The 19223-nt window shown below is 61.9% G+C and carries 17 protein-coding genes; 3 read left to right on the forward strand and 14 right to left on the reverse strand.

What is annotated here, in order from left to right; genetic code table 11:
• A partial coding sequence (locus R3217_07240; GenBank protein ID MDX1455230.1) for a PAS domain S-box protein occupies positions 1–1490 on the reverse strand: 1490 nt, incomplete at its 3' end.
• Between the two features lie 161 nt (positions 1491–1651).
• Between R3217_07240 and R3217_07245 the strand changes: the two genes are divergently transcribed.
• Positions 1652–2497 carry a hypothetical protein gene (locus tag R3217_07245; GenBank protein MDX1455231.1) on the forward strand — a complete coding sequence of 282 codons (846 nt, stop codon included), beginning with the start codon at positions 1652–1654 and terminating at the stop codon, positions 2495–2497.
• A gap of 5 nt (positions 2498–2502) precedes the next feature.
• On the opposite strand, the gene R3217_07250 is transcribed toward R3217_07245, so the two are convergent.
• From R3217_07250 to R3217_07260, 3 genes are all read right to left on the reverse strand, one after another.
• Positions 2503–2934 carry a hypothetical protein gene (locus R3217_07250; GenBank protein MDX1455232.1) on the reverse strand — a complete coding sequence of 144 codons (432 nt, stop codon included), beginning with the start codon at positions 2932–2934 and terminating at the stop codon, positions 2503–2505.
• Between the two features lie 13 nt (positions 2935–2947).
• Positions 2948–3841, reverse strand: coding sequence for an MBL fold metallo-hydrolase (locus R3217_07255; protein ID MDX1455233.1), 894 nt, complete (start codon positions 3839–3841; stop codon positions 2948–2950).
• 107 nt (positions 3842–3948) lie between these two features.
• The gene (locus R3217_07260) at positions 3949–4434 is read right to left on the reverse strand and encodes an asparaginase domain-containing protein (protein ID MDX1455234.1); all 486 of its coding nucleotides are present in this window, start codon (positions 4432–4434) and stop codon (positions 3949–3951) included.
• Positions 4435–4494: 60 nt separating this feature from the next.
• Here R3217_07260 and R3217_07265 point away from each other — a divergent pair, with 60 nt between their 5' ends.
• Positions 4495–5016, forward strand: a complete 522-nt coding sequence (locus R3217_07265; protein MDX1455235.1) for a pyridoxamine 5'-phosphate oxidase family protein — start codon at positions 4495–4497, stop codon at positions 5014–5016.
• An 18-nt stretch (positions 5017–5034) separates the two neighbouring features.
• Here the strand turns inward: R3217_07265 and R3217_07270 are convergent, their stop codons facing one another.
• From R3217_07270 to R3217_07315, 10 genes are all read right to left on the reverse strand, one after another.
• Positions 5035–5946 carry a DUF4097 family beta strand repeat-containing protein gene (locus tag R3217_07270; protein MDX1455236.1) on the reverse strand — a complete coding sequence of 304 codons (912 nt, stop codon included), beginning with the start codon at positions 5944–5946 and terminating at the stop codon, positions 5035–5037.
• Positions 5943–6623: a zf-HC2 domain-containing protein gene (locus tag R3217_07275; protein ID MDX1455237.1), complete on the reverse strand. Its 681-nt coding sequence runs from the start codon at positions 6621–6623 to the stop codon at positions 5943–5945. The genes R3217_07270 and R3217_07275 overlap by 4 nt, the downstream gene beginning before the upstream one ends.
• On the reverse strand, positions 6620–7207 hold the full coding sequence (locus tag R3217_07280) for a sigma-70 family RNA polymerase sigma factor (GenBank protein ID MDX1455238.1): 588 nt from the start codon (positions 7205–7207) through the stop codon (positions 6620–6622). The genes R3217_07275 and R3217_07280 overlap by 4 nt, the downstream gene beginning before the upstream one ends.
• Positions 7208–7330: 123 nt before the next feature.
• On the reverse strand, positions 7331–10078 hold the full coding sequence (locus R3217_07285; GenBank protein ID MDX1455239.1) for a M1 family metallopeptidase: 2748 nt from the start codon (positions 10076–10078) through the stop codon (positions 7331–7333).
• Positions 10079–10190: 112 nt separating this feature from the next.
• The gene (locus tag R3217_07290; protein ID MDX1455240.1) at positions 10191–11138 is read right to left on the reverse strand and encodes a DegV family protein; all 948 of its coding nucleotides are present in this window, start codon (positions 11136–11138) and stop codon (positions 10191–10193) included.
• 221 nt (positions 11139–11359) lie between these two features.
• Entirely contained in the window at positions 11360–15268 is a 3909-nt protein-coding gene (hrpA, locus tag R3217_07295; GenBank protein MDX1455241.1) for an ATP-dependent RNA helicase HrpA, read from the reverse strand.
• A complete protein-coding gene (gene mazG, locus R3217_07300) occupies positions 15265–16092 on the reverse strand; it encodes a nucleoside triphosphate pyrophosphohydrolase (protein MDX1455242.1) in 828 nt (275 codons plus the stop codon). The genes hrpA and mazG overlap by 4 nt, the downstream gene beginning before the upstream one ends.
• 13 nt (positions 16093–16105) lie before the next feature.
• Positions 16106–16648, reverse strand: coding sequence for a CoA pyrophosphatase (locus R3217_07305; protein MDX1455243.1), 543 nt, complete (start codon positions 16646–16648; stop codon positions 16106–16108).
• A gap of 120 nt (positions 16649–16768) precedes the next feature.
• Complete coding sequence (locus R3217_07310) at positions 16769–16987, reverse strand: hypothetical protein (GenBank protein MDX1455244.1); 219 nt, start codon at positions 16985–16987, stop codon at positions 16769–16771.
• Positions 16988–17157: 170 nt separating this feature from the next.
• Positions 17158–18561: a class II fumarate hydratase gene (locus R3217_07315; protein ID MDX1455245.1), complete on the reverse strand. Its 1404-nt coding sequence runs from the start codon at positions 18559–18561 to the stop codon at positions 17158–17160.
• A 195-nt stretch (positions 18562–18756) separates the two neighbouring features.
• Here R3217_07315 and R3217_07320 point away from each other — a divergent pair.
• Positions 18757–19223: lyase family protein (locus R3217_07320; protein MDX1455246.1), on the forward strand; the 467-nt coding region annotated here is incomplete at its 3' end.

Genomic DNA, 19223 nt, shown 5'->3' on the forward strand with positions numbered 1-19223 from the left:
AGCAACAGCAGGCCGTATTCCTTGTCGTGCCGGTCCAGGCCCTCGATGCAATGCTCGATACGGTCGTAGAGAAGCGCACGATTCGGCAATCCGGTCAGTTCGTCATGCAGGGCCTGGCGCTGCAGCTCCTCGAGGTGCGCCTTGCGTTCGCTGACATCATGCAGGATGGCGACCCAGCGGTGTGCTGGCTGCTTTTCCGGGTCGGCAGGCATGGCGTGCACTTCCAGTTCGTATTCCGTGCCGTCGGGCCGCAGTGCCGTCACTTCGACATCGACCGATTTCCCTTCCCGCAGTCGGTCTCGAATCTCGACCAGCAAGTGCCGGTCGTCCGATGCCACGGGCAACTGGTCCGGCGACTTGCCAAGCACGTCGGCATCTCTCATGCCCGTGATCTCCGAAAAGCCGCGATTGACGAAGCTGATGACGGCCTCGCCATCCTCCTCGCGCCGTTCCATGATCACGAACCCCTCGGTTGCGTTCTCGATCGCGGATCCCAGTACGCGCAGCTCGCTGGTCGCGGCTTCCAGTTCCCTGGTCCGTTCGACCACCCTTTTCTCCAGGCTTTCGTTCGCCTCGCGCAATTCGTCTTCCAGGCGCTTGCGAAAGAAGAATTCAGGAATCTCCGCCGCGACGCCGTCTGTTGCCTCGGCTGAAGGATCGCCTCGCTCGCTGGCCAGGCGGCTGACGTGCTCCTCGATACGACCGGCCGGCGCCATGACGAAACGGCAACACTCCCCGCCAGCTGCCATGCACTCCGTTTCCACGGCAACCAGCGGCAAGCCGAAACTTTCCTCGCACCAGCCCGAGGAATAACCGGCATTCATGATGCAGACGGGCTGGCCACTGCGCTCGCCCTTGGCCAGCCAGGAATGTGATTCGAAGGAATAAGGGTGTTCGTAAAGCAGCAGGAAGTCTTCATCCGGCGACGGATTGGAATCCGCCGAGATATCGACAAAGGCCCAGCCAGCGAAGGCAAAGTGAATGGGGCCTGCTGACAACGCCTCGATCGGCGACTCGAGCTTCATCTTCTGCCGGAACGCGCGGGCATCCGCCTGGCCGATGGCATGCGCCAGGTCATAGAGGAGATTGTTGGCGGCACGCTGTGCTTCGGCTTCACCCTTGTCGATATACAGGGATTTGACCAGCTGGACGAATTCCACGGACAAGGACGCGGCGCGTACCAGCACGTAGCGCTCGCCGGCGATCGAAATGCTGGCCGAGGAAGGATCCTGCTCCTGCGAGCTGAAGTAGCGGCGAACGTAGCGCTGGGCTTCAAGAAAGGTCGGCTCGAAGGCCGCGGGCACCTTGACCGTAGTGAGCGAGGCATCGTCGTCATCATCGCTGCGGTCCGGCGACAAGCCGTCATTAACGCCGGCTGCCTGGCGCAGCGCGGCAAGCTCGGTCTGCAGGCGCCGTATCCGCGCCTCGCGCGCCTCGCGATCGGCATTCGACTCGACGCTGGCGTTCGCTTCCGCTTTCCGTGAGGTCATCAGATCCCCGTTGTTCTGATGCGTTCTCCGCAGTTTAACCCATACCGACCTGCCTGGCGCACCCCCTTCCTCGGCTGCCCGAGGTGCGGCCTGCCTGGCGTTCCACTGGCGGGGCGTTGCCAGTAAGATGGCGGTTGGTCCACATATTCAAGGTCGTCATCGTGCCAGTCCGTATTGTCAGCCCCCGCTCTCTTTTCCTGTTCATCCTCCTGGCGCTGCCCGGCTGTGCCGGTACGCCTGCGCAGGCACCGCCGCCTGCAGAGGAAGAAAGCAGCGAGGAAACCTGGGTGGCCGCTGATGCCACACCGGCAGAGGTCGCCGCGAAGCTTGCCGCCAGGCAGGAGATCGACCAGGTCCAGCTGCCACTGGCCGTTGGCGGGATGCTGCTGAGTGAAAAGCATGTCTATGATGACGGCGTGAATGGCACCGTCTACAGCTACAGCGGCGATGTCGATTTCACTGCCAGTGTATTCGTCTATCCACTGAGCGAGCCTGCCCGCACGATGTTGCTCGATGCGGGTGACGCCATGCTGGTGACCGCGGAATTTCGGCAGGTCCTGGCCGAAATCGAGGCAGCGGCCAGTGCAGGCATCTACGAGGACGTGAAGATCGAGTCCGCGCGCCAGTTCGAGTGGAATTACAACTTCGAGCGCAATGGCGACGTACTGTCGGTGCCGTTTGCCGTTGTCGGCAGCCAGATGGCGCTGCAACGCAGCGGGCAGGCGTTGAGCTATACCCTGTACCTGACCGAGTTCAACGGGCAATTCGTCAAGATCAGGGTGATGAACGCCCCCTACGAAGGCCTCTCGGACGAGGTTTTCGCCTTTGCTCGCGACCTGCTGGTCGGGCTGTACAATGCCGATGCCCAGACCGAGAGGTTGTTTGTTCCGGGCGAGGCTGAGCAATCGTCGCTGGTGCAGTACCCAGGCGAATCCGCCGCCGAGTTCATCGCCCGCGCCCGGCAGGAACGCGGCACGGCGGCGTCAGGGGACAGTTCCGCGAACTGAAGAGGTCAGTCCTTGATTTCCTGCAGGTACGGTTGCCAGTCGGCGTAGTTGTAACGCTTGATCGTCACGCCGAACTTGTAGCGCTTGCCCTCTTCCACGTTGATCCGGATGTTTCGCTCGAAGAAGATCCGGGGCAGCTGGTAATTGCGCCCGTAATTGTTCTCGAACTGCTGTATCGCCTCGCGATCCGGCTCCAGGCTGAGTACATGTTCGCCCGGTGGCAGCAAATAGGTGCGCCGCTGCGGAGAAGCGACGCCCTTCCCGTCGACCTTGACCAGCAACGCAGGAAACAGGCTGTCCGTCACATCCGCATTGATGACAGCCTCGAGGGTCGCATGCGGCTCGTCCGAATCGGCAAAGGGACCCGCGCTGAAACTGGCACAGGCCGACAGCAACAGGGTAATGCCCAGCGCTGCCAGTAACTGGAATGCTTTCATGGGTCTGACCTCCTCAGAGTTCCGGATAGATGGCCCGGATCAGCTTGTCGGCGTTGATGAAGGCCCAGTCCCAGCGTTCGCGCAGGTCGGCCAGCGGATCCATCTCGACGATGTCATCGACGCTGTTGCCCTCGGCTTTCAGTTTTTCGACACGGCGCGCGACATCAACCAGCATGGCGCGGTATTCCTTCAGTCCTTCCACATCCGTGAGCTCGCCATGACCGGGGATGATGCGGGTCTCGCTGTCCGCTTTCGCGAGCACATGATCGATGGCCTTCATCATGCCGGCCAGCGAACCACCACCCTCGACATCGACAAATGGAAAACCGACCTGGAAGAAGGTGTCGCCCATGTGCACCACATTGGCGCCTTCGAACCAGATCATGGTATCGCCATCGGTATGCGCATTGGCAATGTGCACGCCACGCAAGGTAAGGCCGTTGATATGGAAATTGATTCCATCGTTGAAGGTGATCACAGGCAGCGCCGCGCTCGGATCTTCGGCACCCTGGTCTCGCAAGGTCTGCATGAACTCGTCTGTGGACAGGCGCTTGCGGACATTCTCGTGGGCAATGATCAGGCTGCCCGTGCTGCCAAGGTTTTCGTTACCGCCAGTGTGGTCGCCATGGTAATGCGTGTTGAGGATGAAGCGGATATCGCCCTCGCCCACCTCGGCGACCGCGGCACGGATCTTGTCGGTCAGCGGTGCGAACTGGTCATCGATCAGGAAATTCCCGTCCGGTCCGGTCAGCAGGCCGATATTGCCACCCATGCCTGCCAGCATGTAGATGCCATCGGCGACCTTGGTGGTCTTGATTTCGACGTCGTCGAACTGGCCGGCCGCGGCACTCGCCGTGAAGAGCAGGCCAAGCAATGCCGGAAACACGTTCTTGAGCAGTCTCTGCATGGGGACAATCCTCCTTGGAAAGGCAGCCGGAACCGACTGCCGGATTGGAATAGACAAAGCTTACAGCTTGCGCCGCAGAAAGAAAGGGCACCCTGTCGAGGCTGCGCTCAGGCGTCCTCGAAACGGTTCATGTCGCGGTTCTTGCGCACCTTGTCGGCTTCGAACACCCGGCCACTCATGGTCACATAGACACCCGGCGGCAGGGTCTGAACGGCCGCCACGGCACAACCGATGTTGAAAACGGCATCGCTGCCCTGGAATCTCGCGGGGCTCAGCGAGCCGACCAGGACAATGGTCTTGCCCGGGATGTCCAGCAACTGGCGACCGGTCTCCGCCATGGTGTCGGTGCCATGGGTGATGAGGATGTGCTTGTCCGGGCAGGCGGCCACGGCTTCATGGATCCGGGCACGATCATGCTCGTCCAGGTCGAGGCTGTCCTTTTTAAGAAGCTCTGCGACCTCGAACTCGAACGTCACGCCCACCTCGTGCAGGATGCGGCCGATCATCGCTTCGCCCACTTCGTATTCGCTCTTGGCGTCGAAATAGACCTTGTCGATGGTGCCGCCCGTGGTGAATACCTGCAGTTTTTGCATGTCGCCGTTCCGTCGCTGTGAGAGACTGTCGCCATTATACGTGGATGGAGAGCGCTGACCATGCAGGACCGGGTGATCGAGCCAGGTGAATTCGAGGCGGTGTGGGGCCATATCAGCAGCTGCGCCGGCACGTGGAGAATTCCGGTGCTGGCCAGCCAGAGCGATTCGGGCGCCGATGCGAGGATGGTCGTTCTGCGGGACGCGGATTCGGCCGCGCACAGTCTCCGCTTCTACACCGACCGCCGCAGTCACAAGCACTCGCAAATGGAAGCCGAACCGGATGTCTGCCTGGTGTTCTGGTCGCCGGAGGAAAAGCTCCAGGTGCGTGCTTACGGACGCACGCAGGAAGTGCGTGATCGCGAGCTGCTGGACGAGCTCTGGAAGCAGATGCCGCCCGAGCAGAAAGCCTTGTACCTGCTGGACGTGTCAGATGGTCATGAAGAAGAAGGCCGTGAAAATTTCACGGCCTTCGATGTCGAGCTTTCGGTGTTGCGTTGCCTTTGGCTGCGTGAGGGAGGCAACCTGGCAACGCGTTTCGATCGGCACGGTGACGAGTGGCAGGCCCACGCTGAAAGGCCCTGATCGTCCCCGGCATCGCTGTCAGTCGCGCAGCTCCAGGGTGATCGTGCCGCTCAGGGTCTCGACCGTGTACTGCGCTTCACCCTCGCCCTGCTTGAACTCGAGCTCGTAGCCCGGCGTGTAGCGACTGGTGCGGCGCGGCTCCGGACCGAAGTCGTTGTCGATATCACCGCTGAAGGTCGACAGGTCGAATTCACCCGTCGGCAGGCTGCTGAAGGTCAGCGTGACGTCGCCGCTGATCGACGCGAACTCGTAATCACCATCATCGACAACCTTGGCGCGAAATTCGATATCGCCCGAGGTGTTCGCCATGCTGGCACGACGCAAGGTGCTGTTGTCCACGCTGAGATCGCCGCTGACGCTGGCTGCATCGAGAATGCCGTTGGCATCACTCAGCCGGATGTCGCCACTGACGCTGGCCAGGTCGATGCGGGCGTCATCGCTCGTGCCCTTCAGGCGGATGCTGCCGCTCACGCTCGCAAGGCTGTATTCCCTGCTGCTGCCCTCGGCATTGATGCTGCCGCTGACCGTCTCTGCCGAGATGTCACCGGACACCTTGCTGAAATCCACGTCGGCCGCCACGGTGTCGACCTGAACCTCGCTGGCTGCCGGCACCATGATGCTCAGGTCCGAACCGTCGATGTTCTTCACCCGGCGCGGGTAAACCACCTTGATGCGGGTGAAATTGCCATCACGCTCGAAGTCGAGACGCTCTGCCCTGTCATCGAGTTCGCCCTCGACACGGATTTCCGCACGATCCCAGCCCGTGACCTTGACGTTGCCCGCCATGGTCTCGATGCTCACCGTGCCATCGGCCGGCGCCTCCTTCGTGATGTCCACTCGCTCGCCGGCCAGTGCCGGAGCTGTTCCGGCCAGACCCAGCAGCAAGCCGAGTGCCAGCCTGCTCGCATTCCTCATGTTCAGCGTTTTCATATACCACTCCTCACCTGGTTGGATTCGCGGGTCGAAGCGATGCGCTCGGCCCGGTTGAGAATGTCGTTCTCCTGCTCGTATAGCGATCGCAGGAGCTTGCGCAATTGCACGTTGTCCGGCTCGTCATCCAGCGCCTGCTGAACTTCGCGAATGGCGAGATTGACGATCATCAGGTTGTGCAACAGCGTTTCGCGGGTCTGGTCCGACAAGCGGTCGTCACTGACCAGCTGGAAATGTGGCGCCGGCAGCGAATCCTTGATGTCGCTGACTTCGTATTGCACCGGCGCGGCACTCGCGATGTCTCCCGTCGGCATGGCCGGCTGGCGCATCACCGTCATCATGCCGCCCATGTACACCATGCCGAGCACGGCCGCGGCAGCCAGGCCCCGGAACCAGTTCGATTCGCTGATGCGAGCGGGCTTGCCGCCATCCCCGGCCTTGATCGCCGCCTCGATACCTGGCCAGAGATCCCTGGCAGGCTGCTGCTCGCGATGAGCATCACGCAGCGACCGTGCCAGTCCGGCCACCTGTTCCGCAGCCTCGACTTCTGCGCGGCAGCTTTCGCACCGCCCGAGATGATCATCGAAGTCCGCAAGATCACTTGCCGAGAGCTCGCCATCCAGCCAGGCATCGATGTGGGCCGTGACGTGTTCCTGATCGAATGAATTGTCGTTCATTGTTTCAACCTCTCTCTCAACAGGCGACGTGCTCGATGCAGTTGCGCCTTGCTGGTGCCGACAGCAATGTCCAGCTGTTCGGCAATATCCTCGTGTCGATAGCCTTCGACATCGTGCAACAGGAAGACCATCTTTGCGCCGTGCGGCAGGCTGTGCAGCGCGCTGTTCAGGTCCATGTGCAGGCCATCGCTCTGTGCCTCGCCTGGCAGGCGCTCCCACTGCTCCGCATCGACGCTTTGCAGGTGGTTCTGCTGCCGCTTCTGCTGCCGGAAATGCATCATCACGGTGTTGGTCGCGATGGTGTATATCCAGGAGCCGAAGGCGCTGTCACCACGAAAGCTGTCCAGCTTGCGCCAGGCCATGATGAAGGCCTCCTGGGCGCATTCCTCCGCGGTGGTCGTTTCACTGGTCAGGCGCAGGCAATGGGCATAAATCCGGCCGATGTGGCGCCGATAGAGAGCCTCGAAAGCGCCCTGGTCGCCTGCCAGCGCCAGTCCGACCAGCCGAGCATCGTCTTCCGCCACCTCGCTGGCAGCCGCGCTGGCCGCAACCGCGGTTCGCTTGCCGGATTCGCTGTCGCTCATTGCCCTGACCATCTCCATGTTGCTAGGACGCTGCCGCGCTGCAAAAGGTTTGAATGCCCATGCCCCGCATGCAGCGGCGCCGCAGACCAGCTGCGGCGCCTTGATGATAGCGAGTCAGGCGGCCTAAGGCCTTGTTTCCGGCCCGTTTGGCGGGTTTTCGGCAGCCCACTGCCGGATATAGGCGGTCGCCGACTCGCGATGGAATTCGCTGCGGGCAGCACACAGCCTGATCTGCTCCAGCGCCAGCGAGAGATTTCGCTGGCCACCCTGCCGCTCGGCGGCCACAGGGCCGAAGAAAGCGGCCACGTCAGCGGCCATGTCCTCCGAGCAGAAGGTCCGTGTCATGCTGATGAAGGGAGTGCCGCCGAAGGTCGAGCTGGGCAGGGCTTCAGAGAGTGTCCCGTAGTGTTTCTTCAACCAATCCCAGGCCAGGCCTTCGCGTGACCGCTCCTGGATCTGTGCCCGCACCACATTGTCTATTTCCGCTTTCCGGAACAGGTCGCCCTCGAGCACCTCGTCCAGCAGCCAGTCGGCAAGTTCCGGCTGGCGGACTCCCAGCAATACCCGCCTTGCAAGGTTTCGATCATTGGGCGCAGTTGCGGTCCGCATCACCTCGACAAGCTGGTGAAAGAACGGCTCGCCGAATTCGGCCAGCGCGGCGTCCAGCACGACCTTGTTGTAGGCCGCGGGCAGCCGACCCAGTTGCAGCGAGCTGGCACCGGCAGGCAGCAAGGTGCGGCCGATGGCGGCAAGCTCGCGCTGCACCTCCTCGTCACGCGCACGGAAATACAGGTAATGCAGCAGCTGGGCCTCGTAATCGGCGCGGTCACTGTCCGTGGCGCCGCCCCTGCGCAGGGAATCAAGCAGCTGCGTCTTGTCATACAGCATGGAGGCATACCTGCGACTTGCCGGAAGCAGCTCGTCCGGCAGGATGTAACGCTGCACGATCTGTTGCACGATCATCGCTTCACGCGCAATGGCCGGTATCGGGGAGCGCGCCCATTTCTCACCGATGGCCAGCGCCTCGGCCGCGCTCAGGCTGCCATCGTAGAAACCGCTGCGCACACTGAAATTCAGCGACAGGGTCGACGGCAGGTCGAGACCGGCCTCTGCAAGCGCGTCGTAGGCCGGTTTTTCCACGCGCCACTGGTAGTAACCGTGCCAACCCGGATTCGGATGCAGCCAGGCCGGGCATGCCGTGGCAGCCAGCGGGAAGGCCTCTCGCTGTTCGGTCAGCAGCTGGCATTGCTCCTTGATCTCGCCACCGTCTTCGTAGGCGAAACAGAAAGGCACCTGCCAGCTCAGTGCCGCGGGATTGCCCGTCGAGCCCAATGGCAGGTAGCGCGATTGTTCGACCACTACATCGGCCTGGTCGCCGGAGCACGCGAGATCGACCTTCAGCAGGGGCAGGCCGGGCTGGAACAGGAAAGACTTCATCGGCTCGCTGACCGGCACGCCCGCCTCGGCCTGTACGGCAGCCATGAAGTCATCGAGGTCGGCAACATCGAAACGATGCTGCTGCAGGTAGCGCTGGACACCCCGTCGCCACGCCGCCTCTCCGACATGCTTTTCGAACATGCCGAGCACGGCGGCGCCCTTGGCGTAGGTGATGCCGTCAAAGGCATTCTGGATGTCATCGGTATTGCTGACCTTGTTCCGGACCTGGCGGGCCGACATGAGCCGGTCGGCTGTCATGGCCGAGCGGCTGGTATGCACCCGACTCAGCTGCGGCTCGAATTCCGGATACAGCGCCTCCAGCGTCTTGTTTTCGAACCAGGTCGCAAAGGATTCGTTCAGCCAGAGGTCATCCCACCATGCCGGCGTCACCAGGTCACCGAACCATTGGTGCGCGAGCTCATGTGCCTGGGTACCCAGGGCATAGCTGATCAGGTCTTCCGAACTGGTCACAGGGTCGATGAACAACAGTCCCGAACGGTAGGCAATGAGGCCGGCGTTTTCCATCGCCGCTGGTGCGAAATCCGGTACGGCGATCTGGTCCAGCTTGTCGAAGGGATAGGCACTGCCAAAGTAGCGCTCCTGGAATTCGAGGATCCTGCGTGTGTGCTGCATGGCGAAATCCATGCCGTCGGCCCGGCCGTCGACAGCGACGCCACGCAATGGCAGCTTGGTCGGTCGCACATCGGTCGATGGCAGGGCCTCGAGATCCAGGAAAGACAAGGGGCCGACCGCAAAGGCCAGCAGGTAGCTGGGCAGCGCTTCGCTGCGACGGAATTTCAGCTGTTTGAAGCCGTCCGGCAGCAAGGTGGTCTCGATGACCGGCGTGTTGGCAACCGCTGTATCGCTGCCTGGAACGGTCAGGACGAGGTTGTAGGCGGCCTTGAAGAAGGGCTCGTCCCAGCCCGGGAACACCGAGCGAGCCGCGATGGCCTGGAACTGGGTGAAGATGTAATGCGCGCCGTCGACCTCGACACGGTAGGCGCCCTCGAGGCCCTTCGAAAAGGCTGCGCTGTAGACGAACTCCAGGCGGGCCATCTGCGGACCGACGAACTCGCCCAGTTCCAGTTTCACCAGCCCGTCGACCGAGACCTGCTGGTATGCCAGCTCGATACGACGCCCGTCGGCGGTGTGCAAGGTGGCCGACGACACGTCAAGGTCCCTGCCATGCAGCCAGATCACATCTCGCGGCCGCGTCAGCTGGATGTCGATGCCGACCTGCCCGGTCAGGCGGGACGCGTCCGGATCGATACGCAGGGAGATATCATAGGCCAGGGGTGCGACATCCCGGGGCAACTGCCCTGCCGGCATGGGCTCGTCACTGATGCGCCCGAAGCCGGTGCTGCAGGCGACCATGGTCGCGCATCCCAGCAGGACCAGCAGACGCAGCAACGTCGTGTCTCGCAGAAGTTCCATCAAGCCCGCTCCCGGCCAGCCGTTCGACACCCAGTCCCCAGATACAGAAAAAGCGCCTTGCGGCGCTCCTTCTGTATAACCCGAGCCACGCAGGGACTCAAGTGCGTGCCTGTCAGTCTTTCTCGCCCATCTTGTTGGAGATCCAGCCGATGGCGAACGAACCCGGACCGACGTTCATGCCGGCGGTGGTGCTCATCACGGTGAGCATCAGCTTGATGCCGTGCTTGGCAGCCTCGCGCTCGAGGGTCTTGTAGCCCGACATCTGGCGAATGACATCCGGATTCCCTGCATAGCTCATGCAGATGGTATTGGTCATCAGGCCTTCCTTCATCATGTCGCGCGCCTTGTCGAACAAGGAATAGACGGCCGTTCCGAAACCGGAGATTTTCTTTACCGGGAAGGTGTCGCCACGGTAGGCCTTGACGATCGGCTTGATGTCCATCGCCGTGCCCAGCGTGTAGGACAGCCAGCTGATGCTCCTGTCGCCGCGCGCCCTGCCCGCCTTGCGGAGGTAATGGAGATCGTTCGGGATCAGGTAGGCGTGCACGTGCTTGGACAGTTCCTCGACGCGGGGACGCAATTTGTCGAAGGGATAGTTTTCTTCCTCGATCAGCCGGACAACTTCGTGCGCCAGCACGGCCTCGCCGGAGAACAGTGTCTTGGTATCGACAACGCGCAAGGCGAACGCTCCCTCGATGCCGGCATCGGCTCGGGCTTTCTTGTAACCCTTGAGAATGGCAAAGGAAGCCTTGGTGGCGTTTTCGAAGATCTTTGAGCGCGTGCTCGCCAGGCAGAGCACCAGCACCCGGTCGTAATTGAGGACCAGGCGCTTGAGGAACATGTCGGTGATGTCTTCCACCGAGAGCGGTTCGGTCTCGCCCTGCAGGTTCTTGTCAGCCGAGTATCGCTTGTAGAACTCGATGGTCTCGGCCGTGATCCGCTTGTCGACGAATTTCTCGTCACCCAGGATCAGGTTGATGGGCATGATCTCGATGTTGTGGGCATTGATGAATGACGTCGGCAAATCACACGCCGAGTCAATGCAGATACCTATTCGCATACGCTACTCCCGTCCAACGGTCAGTTTCACTGTCATGTCTGTTTCGAGCCGATGCCCGACCATGCAGCCTGCCGCTCTGTAGGCTGGTGTTATGACATATTTCGTCCGAACACGAACTGACTATAACGCCAGACAGGCGGTTTGTCAGGGTTTCCCCGGTTGACGTTGAATTTTCCGGATAAACGGCGGGATGGCGCTGCCGCGGCAGGCTGCCAACCGGACTAGCGGCGCTGGACAGCGCGCCAGGCCTCGCTCAGGCGCTTTTCCGAGACCTTGTCACGGGTTCCCAGCTCCTGGGCGAACAGGGAAACCCGGTATTCCTCGATCAGCCAGCGGTAGCGGGCCAGCGGATCGTCGTCATTCAGCCAGTCTTCCGGCTCCCAGCAATCCAGCAGGCGGTTCTCGTGGGGCTCGATCAGCCGCTGCTGCTGCAGGTCGCGTTGCGGGTTGTTGCCCGCCCGTTCCAGGCGCAGCCGCGCCGCTTCGAGGTAGCGCGGCATTTCCATCAGGCGGTCCCGCGGCGTGCGGGCGACAAAACCGGGGAATACCAGCCTGTCCAGCTGGCTGCCGACGTCCGCGGACGCGGCCAGCATCGCCGGCGCCAGGGATCCTGACAGTTGCTTTGCGAGCTGGTGTCGCTTGCCCAGGATCCGGCTCACGGCGTCGGCAAGCTCGTTGACCTCGCCCTGCAAGCCGGCTCGAATCTCATCTTCCAGCTCGCGGTAATCGGCCTCGTTGCGCAGTGATTCGGCCTGCTCGCCCAGCAGGATCAACTGGGCCGCTTCCAGGATATCGTCCTGCAGCGCAGTGGCGCTGCCCACTGGCTTGAATTGCAGGGCCATCTGCTCGAACCCGTCGATATTGCGGCGTGCAAAGCGCAGCTCGTCCTTGAGGCCGAATTCCAGCAGCCGCAACACCGCGCCATGCATGAGCTCGGCGGCCTGGCCCTCGGAGGCTGCCAGGGTGCTCGCCACGCTGTGTTCCCGGTCCTCCAGGGTCGGGAATACCGTGATCGTCCGCCCGGCACTTGGCAGTTGCAGTTGTTCCGGGCGCTCGCCGAAGGACCAGCGTGTATCGTGTCTTTCGGGCCATTCCTCGACCTCGAGCTTGCGGGCCACCTGCGTCGCGGTTTTCTCGTGACGCTCCTGCAGGCTTTCCAGGTCCTGTCCTTCTGCCAGCACCTCACCGTCCGGGCCACGCAACCGCAGGTTCATGCGCAGGTGCGGCGGCAGTTCGATGTCCCGGAACCATTCTGGATCCACGGGTGCGCCGCTCATGCGCGTGAGTTGTCGGGCCAGTGATTCAAGCAGGTCGCCCTCGCCGAAGGACATCGCACGCACGGCTTCACGTGCGAAATCCGGCGCCGGTACGAAGTTCCTGCGCCGGGCCTTCGGCAGCCCGCGTATCAGCGCCGTGACCTTCTCCTCGATGAACCCGGGCACCAGCCAGTCGAGCGCGCTTTCATCAAGCTGGCCGAGCAGCTCTACCGGCACATCCAGTGAAATGCCGTCAGCCTGCTGCGCCTGTGCCGAGGGATCGAAATGGTAATCCAGCGGCAGTTTCGTCCCGGCCAGCGGCAAGGCATCCGGGAACTGTTCCGCACTGATTTCGTCAGGACTCTTTGCCAGGACCTCTTCGCGACTGAAACTCAGCATGCGGTCCGCTTCGTCACGCTGCTTGCGGTACCAGGCCTTGAAGGTGATGCCGTCGTAGATGTGATCCGGCAGGCGTTCGGCATACAGCGCTTCCAGCGCGGATTCCTCGACCAGGATGTCGCGCCTCCGGACTCGCGCCTCCAGGTCTTCTCCAAGTTCCAGCAACTCGCGGTTGTGTGCCAGGAAGCCATGGCTCCCTTCCAGCTCGAGCCTGACCAGGCCCTCGCGGATGAACAGCTCCCTCGCAACCTTCGGATTTTCGGGCCCGAAGTTGATCCGGCGCTTCGCGACGATGGGCAATCCGAACAGCGTCTTCTTCTCGAAGCCAGCCACGCGTCCGCTGGCGGCTTCCCAGTGCGGTTCGAATACCTCGCGCTTGACCAGGTGTGCGCCCGCCGCCTCGATCCATGCAGGCTCGACGCGGGCAACCTTGCGCGCCCACATCTTGCCCGTCTCGACCAGCTCGCCAGCCAGAATCCATTTGGGACCCTTGCCCTTCCCCTGGCCCTGCTTGTCCTTCTTGCCCGCCTTGAAAACGGCAGAGCCCGGGAAGATGCGGACGCGCAAACCACGCGCGGCGTCATACCAGCCACCCTCGTCCCGCAAGGCTACCTGTGAAATGAAACCACTCAGCAAGGCGCGGTGGATTTCCGAGTAATCCGAATCGGCCTGGTTGATTTTCGCGTGTTCGGTCGAAAAGTGGGCGGACAGCTGGCGGCGGATATCCTGCCATTCACGCATGCGCATGTAGGCGAGGAAATGCTGCTTGCACCACTTGCGCGCCTGGTTGCCGGATCGATCCTTCTGCACCTGTTGCCAGGCGTTCCAGAGATTCACCAGGGCAATGAAGTCGGACTCGTCGTCGTTGAATTGCGCATGCGCTTCATCGGCTGCTCCAGCCTTGTCCATCGGCCGCTCGCGCGGATCCTGGATGGCCATCACCGCGACAATGGTCATGATCTCCTTCAGGCAGTTGCTGTCGCGCGCGGCAAGCAGGACGCGTCCCAGGCGCGGGTCGACCGGCAGTCGCGCCAGTTCGCGCCCCAATGAGGTGATGCGCCGCTGCTCGTCCACCGCTTCGATTTCCTGCAGGGTGCGATAACCATCGCTGACCAGGCGCTCGTTCGGGGGCGCCAGGAAAGGGAATTTCTCGATCTCGCCGAGCTTCAGCAACTGCATCTGCAGGATGACCGCGGCCAGGTTGGTGCGCTGGATCTCCGGATCGGTAAACTCGGGCCGCGATTCGAAATCCTCCTCCGAATAGAGCCTTACGCAAATGCCGTCGCTGATGCGTCCGCAACGTCCCTTGCGCTGGTTGGCGCTGGCCTGGCTGATGCGCTCGATCGGCAGGCGCTGCACTTTCGACTTCGCGGAGTAACGCGAAATGCGTGCTACGCCCGGATCGATGACGTAGCTGATGCGCGGCACGGTGATGGAGGTTTCCGCGACGTTGGTCGCGAGCACGATCCTGCGCTTGTGGCCGGGATTGAAGACGCGATCCTGGTCGCTCGCAGCAAGTCGCGAGAACAAGGGCAACACTTCGGCGTGCTCGCCAAAGCGCTTTTTCAACGCCTCGGCAGTCTCGCGGATTTCACGCTCACCCGACAGGAACACCAGCGCATCACCGGGGCCGTGCTTCCAGCATTCGGCCACGGCATCGACAATCGCACCCGTCATGTCCCGGTCCGGATCAGCCTCGCCGTTATCGCCGGCCAGTGGCCGATACCAGGTATCGACCGGATAGGTGCGCCCGGATACCTGGACGATCGGCGCCTTGTCGAAGTGTTCGGAAAAGGAATCGGGATCGATAGTCGCCGAGGTGATGATGACCTTCAGGTCGGGACGTTTCGGAAGCAGTTGCTTGAGGTAGCCCAGCAGGAAATCGATGTTCAACGAACGCTCGTGCGCTTCGTCGATGATGATGGTGTCGTACTGGTCCAGCGAACGGTCGCCCTGGATCTCGGCCAGCAACATGCCGTCGGTCAGCACCTTGATATAGGTGTCGCTCGACACCTGGTCGCGGAAACGGATCTTGAAACCGACTTCCTTGCCAAGATCGGTTCCCAATTCATCGGACAGTCTTTTGGCAATCGTGCGCGCCGCTACGCGACGGGGCTGGGTGTGTGCAATCAGGCCGCGTGTGCCCCGCCCCATCTTCAGCAGCAGTTTCGGCAACTGCGTCGACTTGCCGGAACCCGTCTCGCCGCACACCACGACGACCTGGTGCCTTTCGATCACTTCGGCCAGCTCGTCGACGCGCTGGCTGACCGGCAGCTCCGCGGGAAAGTCGATGACGGGAATGCGGTCGAGCCTGCCAGCCACGCGTTGTCTCGATTCCTCGATCAACTTCTCGAGCGCTGCTGCCTTGCCCTGCTTTTTGAGTTTCTTCAGGCGCGCCACATCGCCCTGCCAGCATTCAGGCAGGGGCAACTTGTCGGGAACGGAAGTCTTGCGGCCGGACATGACTGGATTCAATCCGTCTCCTGGCTCTTGTGCTGGCGACGATCCACCGCCCGGATGTCGTTCCAGATGGCATCCATTTCTTCCAGCGTGCTCTCCGAGGGTGACTTGCCGCGCGCCTCAAGCTCGGCCTCGACAGCCCGGAAGCGTCGCTCGAACTTGGCATTGGTTCGCCGCAAGGCTGCCTCGGGGTCGACCTTGAGATAACGCGCCAGGTTGGCCATGGCGAACAGCATGTCGCCGAGTTCGTCTTCGGCCGCGTCCCTGTCCAGCCCTTTGGCAACGGCTTCCTTCAGCTCGGCTGTTTCCTCTTCGATCTTGTCGAAGACACCCTCGAGATCCGGCCACTCGAAACCGACGCGGCCGGCACGCCTGGAGAGCTTCTCGGCACGGACCAGTGCGGGCAGGTTCAGGGGCACGTCATCGAGCACGCCTCGCTGGCCCCTGGCCGCCTTTTCCTCGGCTTTCATGGCTTCCCAGGAGGCCGTCTGGGCGTCGCTGGAGTCGATATCGGCATCCCCGAAGACATGCGGGTGGCGGCGGACCATCTTGTCCACGAGCGCCTGCGCCACCTGCTCGAAGTCGAAATGGCCTGCCTCTTCAGCCATGCGGGCATGGAAGACGACCTGGAACAACAGGTCACCCAGTTCTTCCTGCAGCCCGTTCATGTCCTGGCGCTGGATCGCATCCTCGACTTCGTAGGCTTCCTCGACCGTATACGGGGCGATGGAGGCAAAATCCTGCTCCTTGTCCCAGGGGCAGCCATTTTGCGGATCACGCAAGCGCCGCATGACCTGCAAGAGCGCCTGCATGACGTCGTTTTCGGTAGGCTTGGACATTCCTTAATTCCCGTTAAGCTTGTGCATCTAGCCGTGCGATGAAATCGACCAACATGGCGGCGGTGGCGCCCCAGATGCGGTATTCCGCGGCGTCGTCCCGGTAATCGATGACGTAATAGCCCACCACCTGGCCCTTGAATTCGCGCTCTTCTCGGCGAATATTGCTGCGATCAAGCAGAAATTCCAGTGGAACTTCGAAGATCTGGTCAACTTCTGTCGGATCCGCAACCAGCTTGAAGCCGGGCCGGACAAAGCCGACAACCGGCGTCACCGAGTAGCGCGTGATGGTCATGTAGGGCGGGAGGAAGCCGGCGATGGAGATGAATTCCTCCCCCAGGCCGATTTCTTCGGCCGTTTCTCGCAGTGCCGTGTGGACCAGGTCTCGATCCGACGGCTCATGGCGACCACCGGGAAAAGCCACCTGGCCGGGATGCTCGGGCAAGGTATCGGTGCGCCGGGTCAGGAGCACCGTCAGGCCCGTTTCCCGCTCGACCAGCGGCACGAGGACGGCAGCCGGGCGCAGCGAATCCACATCCGGACGTAAATCGGGGGGCAAATCTGCCCCCCAACGTTCCGCATCCAGTTGGCCGATCTCACCTGCCTCCGGCAAGGATTCGACCAGTATCTTTCTGATTTTATCCTTCAATTATCAATTACTTATATCGTCTTATTAAGGTTATTTCTTGCTGAAGACACCGAAGGCGGTCAGGGCGACACCCAGGCCCAGCAACAGGCCGGACAACCATTCCGGAATGCTCTTCGTCTCGGTGTAACCGAGGCTCTGCTCGCCCACGGACAGGACTTCTCGCTCGACCGGAATGCCACCGAAGTACAGGCCCAGGCCACCAGCGACGGCCATCAGAACGCCAATAACGACCAGAATGTTCTTGTTCATTCGGGATTGCCCCCTTCCGTGTAAATGAACCCACAGCCTGCCCCGCTCGCGCCATTCACGCAAGCGAGGCTTTCTCAATCCCGGCCCTTCTTGAGCAAACTAATCCCCAGGCGCGTAACGAGCGCAGCTGAGGCAAGGCGGAAAGTCGCGAGAAAGCGCAGTAGCGCCGACTACTTGTGGATACCGCCCTTGGTAAGTGCCGCCGGATCCAGCAGGCGATCCAGCTCTTCCTCGGACAGGTCGGTATTGTCACGCGCCACGTCCTTGATCGGACGCCCTTCCTTGTAGGCCTGCTTGGCGATCGCTGCGCCCTTGTCGTAGCCGATCACGGCATTCATGGCCGTGACCAGGATCGGGTTCTTGTCCAGCGCTTCCTTGAGGTTGTCCTCATTGACCGTGAAGCCCTTGATCGCCGCATCGGCCAGCTCGCGCGAAATGTTGGCGAGGATCTCGATGGATTGCAGCAGGTTGTAGGCAATCATCGGCAGCATCACGTTCAGCTGGAAGTTGCCTGCCTGGCCACCCACCGTGATGGCAGCATCATTGCCGATCACCTGGGCCGCCACCATCGCGCCGGCTTCCGGTATCACCGGGTTCACCTTGCCCGGCATGATGGAACTGCCAGGCTGCAATGCCGGCAGTGCGATCTCGCCCAGGCCGGCCAGCGGGCCGGAGTTCATCCAGCGCAGGTCGTTGGATATCTTCATGATCGACACGGCCACGGTCTTCAACTGGCCGCTGAACTCGACGGCGGCATCCTGCGCCGACAACGATTCGAAGTAATCAGAGTTTGTTTCGAAGGCGACGCCGGTGCGGCCTGCGAGCTTCTCGGCCACCTTGGCGCCAAAGGCCGGATCCGCATTGATACCGGTACCGACCGCAGTGCCGCCCTGTGCCAGGCGGCGGATGCGCGGCAACGCGGCGTTGATGCGCTCGATGCCGTTCTCGATCTGCGTGGCCCAGCCGCCCAGCTCCTGGCCCATGCTGACCGGCATGGCGTCCATCAGGTGGGTGCGGCCGGTCTTGATGACCTTGTCCAGCTCCTTCGACTTGGAGCGAATCGTCTTCGCCAGGTGCTCCAGCGCCGGCAGCAGCTTTTCACTGGCTTCCAGCGAGGCCGACACGTGGATGGTGGTCGGAATGACGTCGTTCGAGGACTGGCCCATGTTGACGTGATCGTTCGGGTGCACCTTTTCGCCGGCGTATTCCGTGGCGATGTGCGAGATCACCTCGTTGCAGTTCATGTTCGAGGAGGTGCCGGAGCCAGTCTGGAAGACGTCGATCGGGAAATGCTCGTCGTGCTTGCCCTCGGCCACTTCCAGCGCCGCCTTGACGATGGCCTCGGCAATATGTGGCTCCATCAGGCCGAGCTCGAGATTGGCCTCGGCGTTTGCCGCCTTGAGGTAGCCGAGCGCGCGAATGAAGGAACGCGGCATGGTCAGGCCGGAAATCGGGAAATTGTCGACCGCACGCTGGGTCTGCGCACCCCATAGCGCATGCTCTGGCACCTTGAGCTCGCCCATGCTGTCTTTTTCCACGCGGAAACCCGTGTTTTGGCTCTTGTCAGCGGCCATCTTCCCTACTCCTGCTCTGTTGCTGTGATTGGTGGCTGTGATTGGTGGTTAAGCGCTTGAAAATCCGGCAAAATACGCGCTTTCCAGCGGCGTGCCGTGGCGCTTTCCGGAAAGGCCGGAATTCTACCAAGCACACGCGCTTCGCACCATGCCGCGTTTGATGCCACACCTCTTAAAAGGGAGCCCAGAGGGCCGATGACCAGCAACTCGACCGATCTCACCAGCTTGACCGCCATTTCCCCTGTCGACGGCCGCTACGGCTCGAAGACCGAAGCCCTGCGCGAGATCTTCAGCGAATACGGCCTGATCCGCTTCCGCACCACGGTCGAAGTCCGCTGGCTGCAGCACCTGGCCGCGCTGGAGGGCGTGACCGAAGTGCCGGCGCTGTCGGATGAAGCGAATGCCTTCCTGGATGGCCTGGTCGAGAACTTCTCGGTGGGAGACGCCCAGCGCGTCAAGGACATCGAGAAAACGACCAACCATGACGTCAAGGCGGTCGAGTACCTGCTGAAGGAAAAGGCCGAGGGCAATGCCGAGATCAAGAAAGTCGCGGAGTTCTTCCACTTCGCCTGCACCTCGGAAGACATCAACAACCTGTCCTATGCCCTGATGCTGCAGGAAGCGCGCGACAAGGTGCTCTACCCGGCCTGGGATGCCATCAA

This window comes from Gammaproteobacteria bacterium (assembly GCA_033720895.1).
In the GTDB taxonomy this organism is placed as follows: Bacteria; Pseudomonadota; Gammaproteobacteria; order Natronospirales; family JAJUFS01; genus JAWWBS01.

Excerpts from the sequence above, each read along its gene's own strand:
- R3217_07270 (MDX1455236.1), bottom strand. The coding sequence starts at position 5,946 with ATGAAAACGCTGAACATGAGGAATGCGAGCAGGCTGGCACTCGGCTTG.
- R3217_07280 (MDX1455238.1), bottom strand. The coding sequence starts at position 7,207 with ATGAGCGACAGCGAATCCGGCAAGCGAACCGCGGTTGCGGCCAGCGCG.
- R3217_07275 (MDX1455237.1), bottom strand. The coding sequence starts at position 6,623 with ATGAACGACAATTCATTCGATCAGGAACACGTCACGGCCCACATCGAT.
- R3217_07260 (MDX1455234.1), bottom strand. The coding sequence starts at position 4,434 with ATGCAAAAACTGCAGGTATTCACCACGGGCGGCACCATCGACAAGGTC.
- R3217_07255 (MDX1455233.1), bottom strand. The coding sequence starts at position 3,841 with ATGCAGAGACTGCTCAAGAACGTGTTTCCGGCATTGCTTGGCCTGCTC.
- R3217_07290 (MDX1455240.1), bottom strand. The coding sequence starts at position 11,138 with ATGCGAATAGGTATCTGCATTGACTCGGCGTGTGATTTGCCGACGTCA.
- R3217_07285 (MDX1455239.1), bottom strand. The coding sequence starts at position 10,078 with ATGGAACTTCTGCGAGACACGACGTTGCTGCGTCTGCTGGTCCTGCTG.
- R3217_07310 (MDX1455244.1), bottom strand. The coding sequence starts at position 16,987 with ATGAACAAGAACATTCTGGTCGTTATTGGCGTTCTGATGGCCGTCGCT.
- R3217_07315 (MDX1455245.1), bottom strand. The coding sequence starts at position 18,561 with ATGGCCGCTGACAAGAGCCAAAACACGGGTTTCCGCGTGGAAAAAGAC.
- R3217_07265 (MDX1455235.1), top strand. The coding sequence starts at position 4,495 with ATGCAGGACCGGGTGATCGAGCCAGGTGAATTCGAGGCGGTGTGGGGC.
- mazG (MDX1455242.1), bottom strand. The coding sequence starts at position 16,092 with ATGTCCAAGCCTACCGAAAACGACGTCATGCAGGCGCTCTTGCAGGTC.
- R3217_07250 (MDX1455232.1), bottom strand. The coding sequence starts at position 2,934 with ATGAAAGCATTCCAGTTACTGGCAGCGCTGGGCATTACCCTGTTGCTG.